We start from the raw sequence: 6,219 nt of genomic DNA, 5'->3' as shown, positions 1-6,219 counted from the left end.
CGCGCGCGCTCGGTGGGCCGGCGCCGCGGCGACGACTGGGTCGAGGTCGACTACACGTTCGCGCGGATGGAAGGCAAGCAGCCGGTGGGCGAGGCGCTCGTGTTCGGCGCCAGCAAGAAGCCGGCCGTACCCACGACGGTTCGTAGTGGACCAGCCCGAGCTCCTGCGTGATCGCGCCGTGGCGGGCGAACGCCTCAGCCGCGAGCGCGCGCCGCTCGGCCGGCTGCGCGACCTGCGCGAGGCGCCGCCACTGGTCGATCAGCGCGGCGAGCCCGGCGTCGATCTGCTTGCCGATGCTGACGGGCCAGATGCGCGTGAACACGAGATACACGACGACGTTGCCGAGCAGGATGCCGATCGTGCGATCGCGCGCGATCGTCAGGTCGAAGCCGGGGCCGGCGCCTTGAATCACGCACAGGAAAAACGCGAACGCGATCTGGAAGCCGGCATACGCGATGCGCGGCGAGCCGAACGCGACCCACGCGGCGAGCCACCCGCCGGCGAACACCAGCGCCATCAGGTGGCCGACCGACGATAGCGACGGCACGACGAAGACGAGTGCCGCCGTGCCGAGCAGCGCGCCGACGATGCAGCCGAAGATCCGCAGCGTGAGCTTCTCGACCGTCTCGGCCGTCGAGCCGAGCGACACGATGTAGCAGGTGACGACGCAGGTATGGATGCCCGACCAGTCGAGCTGTGAATACAGCAGGTAGCAGAAGATCGCCGCGGCGGTCGTCTTCAGCGCGTAGCGGATGTGGTCGGGATTGGTGCGCGCGTCGGGCAGGAAGAAGCCGCCGCGCGGGGCGGGGGGCGGAGCGGATTCGGCGGCATCGGGGGCAGTTGTCGAAGCCGACGAAGCCGACGAAGCAGCATCGGCCGTTGCGGCCGGTTCCGCGAAATGCGTGATCGCCGCCTGGAGATCCGTCGCGGCAACCCGCGCGAGCGGCGGCAGCGTGTCGGTCGGCGGCAGCGCGAGCGTCACGTCGACCGGGTAGCCGCCCTGGTCGAGGATGTCGGCCATTTCGTCGAGCGTGGCGGCGATCGGGGTGGCAAATGCGTCGGGCAGCCGTGCATCCGGTTCGCGATCGGCCAGCGCGACGCCGACGAGCAGCGCGGTGCTCGAAGCCACGGCCTGCAGCAACGCCGCGAAGTCGGCGGCGGACGAAGAGCCTTCGAGTTTCGACAGCTTGAGCCACGTGAGCAGCTGCTTGTCGCCTTCGTGCAGGCTGGCATTGAATGCGTCGAGCGCGGCATCGTCACCGCGCAGCCGCTGCGCGGCAAGCCGCAAGCGCTTCGCGAGTTGCGCGTGCGCGAGCTTGCGCGGCGACGGCGCGATCAGCAGGTTGACGACGATCGCGACCCCGACCGGGATCGCGATCGTCAGCCAGATGTACAGCAGCGCACGCGTGGCAGCTTCGCCGAACGGCGCGAGGCCGAGCTGGTCGAGCCCGAAGCCGACGATCATCGCGAGGATCGCGCCTACCGGGCGCAGCTTGCTGGCCGACGTCAGATAGAGGAGGCCGACCGACAGCACGGCCATGCACGCGACCCGCAGGATCGAATAGTCGATGCTGAAGATCGCGATGCCGAGCACGAGCCCGATCACGATCGTGACGATCACCAGCAGCGCAGCCGCGAGCACGACGCTCGTCACGCGGTCGGCCCGGATCATGAAGAACACGACGTACGCGGACAGCGCGGCTTCGGGCGTGCCGTAGGCGGCCGTCACGAGCGCGGTCAGCGCGCAGATCAGCGCGACCCGCACGGCAATCGACGTGCGCCCCGGAAACGGCGCGAGCAGTCGCAGGACTTCGCGCGGGCCCGGTGAACGAACCTCAGCGGCAGGCAGTGCCATGCCGGACCTCGACGATCGCGCTGGCGCCGACACGCACGAGCTTGCCGTCGGGTTCGTCGAGCTTCACGCGCACCGGGAAGCGCTGCGCGACGTGCACCCAGTTCACCGAGTTCTGCACGATCGGCAGCGTGCGCGGCAGGTTGATGCGGGCGCTGTCGGCAATGCCTGCGCCGACGCCGACGACCTTGCCGGTCAGCGGGCGGCTGCGGTCGATCATCGAATAGACGGTCGCGCAGTCGCCGACCTCGATGCGGCTCAGCGACGTCTCGCGGAAGTTGCCGACGGCGAACCATTCGCTCGCGTCGATCAGCGTGAAGATCGACTGGTTCGGCGCAAGGGTTTCGCCGGCGAGCACGCTCAGGCCTGTGACGAGGCCATCGTGCGGCGCACGCACGACGGTGTCCTCGAGCGCATGCTGCGCGCGGGCCAGCGCGGCCTCGCGTGCATGCAGCGTCGCGATCGCGTCGGCGTCGTCGCCGATCGTCTGTGACGACGCGCGCTGCTGTTCCTGTGCCTGCGCGAGCGACACGGCCGCGTCGCGCTGGCGGACCTTCGCCTGGTCGAATTGCTGCGCGCTGACGTAGCCCTGCGCGGCGAGCGGCGCGAGCCGGTTCACGTCCCGCGTGGCAAGGTCGTTGTTCTGGGTCGCGCGCTTGACCTGCTCGGCGGCCACGGCCGCGTTCGAGCGCTCGCCGATCAGCGAACGGCGGCGCGTGTCGAGCGATGCGCGCGCGAGTTCGAGGTCGGCCTGCGCCTGCGCAACCGTCAGCCGGTACGGCACCGGATCGATGACGTACAGCAGGTCGCCTTTCGCGACGCGCTGGTTTTCATGTACCGCGAGCTGCACGATGCGGCCGCCGACCGGCGACGCGACGTGCACGACGTCCGCGTCGATCGACGCGTCGTCGGTGGACGGGTAGGCCGTTGTGCGGTAGTACGCGTACACGAGTGCCGCGATGCCGAGCGCGACGATCGCCAGGGCGATCACGCGGCCTTTGACGGAGGGGCGGGCGATACCGGCGGCCTTCATGCGAACGGCCCCGTGCCGGTGAGCCACACGATCACCGCGACCACGAGCCCGATCGCAGTGCAGACGGCCAGCTGGTAGGGCACCGTCGCGGCCCAGCCGGTCGCGACGAAGACGCGGTGCGCGACGATCGCGCCGATGACGCCGACGATCGCGCTGACGAGCCAAAGCGGGAAATACGCGCCGAACAGGACGTACGACGGTGCGCCGCGCGATGCGCAGCCCGCGAGCGGCAGGGCTGGCGCCAGGACGGCGGCGACGCGCAAGGGCGCACGCGGCGTTGTTTTTCTCATGGTGTGACGAGCTCGACGTTGGGGGGGGATGCCGGGCGCGGCGCAATGCGAATCGCCGCCGCGACGACGATTCCGGGATACGGAGCCGATAATAAATCAGCGCGATGCGGACCGCCAGCCACCCGCCCCGTGCACCGTGGGGGGTATTACCGGTCGGGGGGGCGTGTCCGCCCGTTCGGCACCGCGTTTCTGCAATGATGGTCGGACCGTCGCGATTCTGCCAGCGCACGCTCGCGTAGGGTTGCTAACGGACTGTAAAGAATCGTCAGACGAACGAAGGGCGGCCGATTTGTCGTGTCGACAGCGCGGAATCGGGGCGGAAAAGGCCGATTGCCGTTCGAACGCAGGGGAATAGGGGCGATCCGGCGGATGGAGGGCAGTGTTGACGAGCGGGTCGACCGGATGGCGTGTGAAGCGCGGTAGCGTGTCATGATCGGCGCCGCAGATCTGCGGCGCGCGTTCGGCCTGAGCTGTCTACTCGATGGCTCGCCCGCGAGAGCGGTGACGCCCAGTGCCTTCGGGCAAGACGAGGACGTTCGCATCGATTATCCGGCCGCCGTTCGCGAAGTGGCTGACCGGGATGGGCAAGCGCGGCGTGCGCGGCATGTCGGTAACGACGGGCCTCGGGAAAGCGTCAACGTCGCTCGCGTCTGGCGGGCCGATGAAGTCGCGGTCGAGCGGTGCGTCGGGCGGCGTCGACGTCCGGCCGACGACCGGTCGTCACAGCCGCGATCTGTGTACCATCGTACGTATGGCGCGACGCGCGGCACGGAGCCTCACGGCCTCGTGCAACATACAACGCGGAAGCGGTATCGGTATCGCAACGAAGGTGAGTGTTCCATGCGAAGTTTCTTTGTCCGGTTCATTGCAATCGGCATGCTGTTCCATCTGTACGTCGGGATTCGGATCATTCCCGATGCGTTCACGTCGCCGGTCGCGCGCACGATCGCGGCGCTCGTGCTGGCGAGCTTCGTCGTGCTGATCCCGGTCGGCATGTTTTCGCGCCGCTTCGACGAAGGTTGGGCCGCGACGCTGGCCGGCTGGGCCGGCTCGCTCGTGATGGGCTTCTTCTCGTCGCTGCTCCTGCTGACGTTCCTTCGCGAATTCGTGCTGCTCGGCGTGTCCGGATGGCGCCATCTCGGGCACGACGGCGCGTGGCCCGGCGCGGCGACCGACACGGCGATCGGCGTGCTGGCCGGTGCGGTGTTCGTTACCGTGATCGGGTTCGTCGGTGCGCGCCGCACGGCGGCGGTCAAGCGCGTGTCGATCCCGGTCGCGGGGCTGCCGGCCGGGCTCGACGGGCTGACGATCGTGCAGCTGTCCGATATTCACGTCGGGCCGACGATCAAGCGGCCCTACGTCGAACGGATCGTGCGCGCGGTCAACGCGCTCGATGCCGACCTCGTCGTCGTGACGGGCGACGTGGTCGACGGCTCGGTCAAGCGCCTGCGCGACCACACGGCGCCGCTCGGCCGCATGCAGTCGCGGCACGGCAGCTTCCTGGTGACGGGCAACCACGAGTATTACGCGGGCGCGCATGCGTGGATCGACGAGTTCCGGCGCATCGGGATCACGGTGCTGCTCAACGAGCACGTGCTGATTGAACATGACGGTGCGCACGCGGTGCTCGCGGGCGTCACCGATTTCACGGCGGGCGGGTTTGATCCCGCCCATCGCAGCGACCCCGTGCAGGCGCTGGCGGGTGCGCCCGGCGACGTCGGCACGAAGATCCTGCTCGCGCACCAGCCGCGCAGCGCGGAAGCGGCGAACCGCGCCGGCTTTACCGTGCAGTTGTCGGGGCATACGCACGGCGGCCAGTTTCTGCCATGGCCACCGTTCGTGCGGCTACAACAGCCAGTGATCGGCGGGCTGAGCCGCATCGGCAATCTGTGGCTCTATACGAGCCGCGGCACCGGATACTGGGGGCCGCCGAACCGTTTCGGCGTGCCGTCCGAGATCACGCTGATCCGGCTGACGCGCGGCGGGTAGGGCACGCTCCCTCGTTTGGACAAGGCCGGCGCGAGCCCGACATCGACGGGCGCCGGCGCCGGCCATCGGCCGTCACTCGATGCGGCGATGTCGTCGAAATCGAAGCGCGGGCTGTGCGGGAACAAGCCGGCCGGATCGCCATAGCCGAGATTCACGAGGAAGTTGCGTTTGATCGCGGTGCCCGCGAAGAACGCGGCATCGACTTTCGCGCCGTCGAAGCCGGACATCGGGCCTGCGTCGACGCCGAGTGCGCGCGCGGCTACCTTGCTCCGCGAATGACAGCGCATGGCAGTGTGCGGCGGCGTTGGCTAGTATGCAGGCATGCCCCGTCCGCTCCGTTCATCGCCCGTTTCTCCCGACATGTCGACACCCGATTTCTTCGCTGACACGCCCGCACCCGATGTGGACTGGTACCCGGACTGGCTGGCGCCGTCCGATGCCGATCGTGCGCTAGCCGCGTTGATCGGGGAAGTCGCGTGGCAGCAGGACACGATCCGCACGCCGCGCGGGCGCATTCCGTTGCCGCGGCTGACCGCATGGCAGGGCGAGCCGGACGCCGTCTACGTGTATTCGGGGATCCGCAACGTGCCGGCGCCGTGGACGCCGGCCGTGCTCGACCTGAAGCGCGCGGTCGAGGCGACGTGCGGCGCGAGTTTCAACAGCGTGCTGCTCAATCGCTACCGTAACGGGCAGGACAGCCTCGGCTGGCACGCGGACAACGAGCCCGAGCTGGGCGATGCGCCGGTGATCGCATCGGTGAGCCTCGGGGCGATGCGCGTGTTCGACCTTCGGCATCGCAAGACCGGTGTCACGCATGCGTATCGTCTCGGGCACGGCAGCCTGCTCGTGATGCGAGGCCGCACACAGGCCGAATGGCAGCATCGCGTGCCGAAGGCGCCGGGCGTGCAGGGCGAGCGCGTGAACCTGACGTTTCGGCGCGTGATGCCGACGGGTACGGGCAGGTAACCCCGCCCATCACCGACGTGACTGGATCGCCGGACGATTCGTTTTTGCGAGTCACGGGCGATCGATACAGGCAAGCGGTCGCTTGTGCG

5 protein-coding genes and 1 pseudogene are annotated in these 6,219 nt (G+C 69.0%); 2 read left to right on the top strand and 4 right to left on the bottom strand.

Annotated features, from left to right (window positions below; all coding sequences use genetic code 11):
* From G3N96_RS15745 to G3N96_RS15735, 3 genes are all read right to left on the bottom strand, one after another.
* A partial coding sequence (locus G3N96_RS15745; protein ID WP_241022658.1) for an FUSC family protein occupies positions 1 to 1,855 on the bottom strand: 1,855 nt, incomplete at its 3' end.
* Entirely contained in the window at positions 1,836 to 2,885 is a 1,050-nt protein-coding gene (gene mdtN / locus G3N96_RS15740; RefSeq protein ID WP_089427163.1) for a multidrug transporter subunit MdtN, read from the bottom strand. The genes G3N96_RS15745 and mdtN, both read right to left, overlap by 20 nt.
* Positions 2,882 to 3,175 carry a hypothetical protein gene (locus G3N96_RS15735; RefSeq protein WP_011354664.1) on the bottom strand — a complete coding sequence of 98 codons (294 nt, stop codon included), beginning with the start codon at positions 3,173 to 3,175 and terminating at the stop codon, positions 2,882 to 2,884. Before G3N96_RS15735 ends, mdtN begins: the two co-directional genes overlap by 4 nt.
* Before the next feature lie 840 nt (positions 3,176 to 4,015).
* On the opposite strand from G3N96_RS15735, the gene G3N96_RS15730 reads away from it, so the two are divergent.
* Positions 4,016 to 5,164: a metallophosphoesterase gene (locus tag G3N96_RS15730; RefSeq protein WP_206137743.1), complete on the top strand. Its 1,149-nt coding sequence runs from the start codon at positions 4,016 to 4,018 to the stop codon at positions 5,162 to 5,164.
* An 83-nt stretch (positions 5,165 to 5,247) separates the two neighbouring features.
* Here the strand turns inward: G3N96_RS15730 and G3N96_RS15725 are convergent.
* Positions 5,248 to 5,427, bottom strand: a pseudogene (locus G3N96_RS15725) (nitroreductase family protein); the annotation flags it as partial.
* A gap of 97 nt (positions 5,428 to 5,524) precedes the next feature.
* Here G3N96_RS15725 and G3N96_RS15720 point away from each other — a divergent pair.
* Positions 5,525 to 6,130, top strand: coding sequence for an alpha-ketoglutarate-dependent dioxygenase AlkB (locus G3N96_RS15720; protein ID WP_241022657.1), 606 nt, complete (start codon positions 5,525 to 5,527; stop codon positions 6,128 to 6,130).
* Positions 6,131 to 6,219 lie beyond the last annotated feature (89 nt).

The organism is Burkholderia sp. Se-20373 (assembly GCF_017104705.1).
Lineage (GTDB): Bacteria > Pseudomonadota > Gammaproteobacteria > Burkholderiales > Burkholderiaceae > Burkholderia.
The sequence above is the reverse complement of the archived record's forward strand: the minus strand, read 5'-3'. Positions and strand labels throughout refer to the sequence as shown.

Excerpts from the sequence above, each read along its gene's own strand:
- mdtN (WP_089427163.1), bottom strand. The coding sequence starts at position 2,885 with ATGAAGGCCGCCGGTATCGCCCGCCCCTCCGTCAAAGGCCGCGTGATC.
- G3N96_RS15735 (WP_011354664.1), bottom strand. The coding sequence starts at position 3,175 with ATGAGAAAAACAACGCCGCGTGCGCCCTTGCGCGTCGCCGCCGTCCTG.
- G3N96_RS15730 (WP_206137743.1), top strand. The coding sequence starts at position 4,016 with ATGCGAAGTTTCTTTGTCCGGTTCATTGCAATCGGCATGCTGTTCCAT.
- G3N96_RS15720 (WP_241022657.1), top strand. The coding sequence starts at position 5,525 with ATGTCGACACCCGATTTCTTCGCTGACACGCCCGCACCCGATGTGGAC.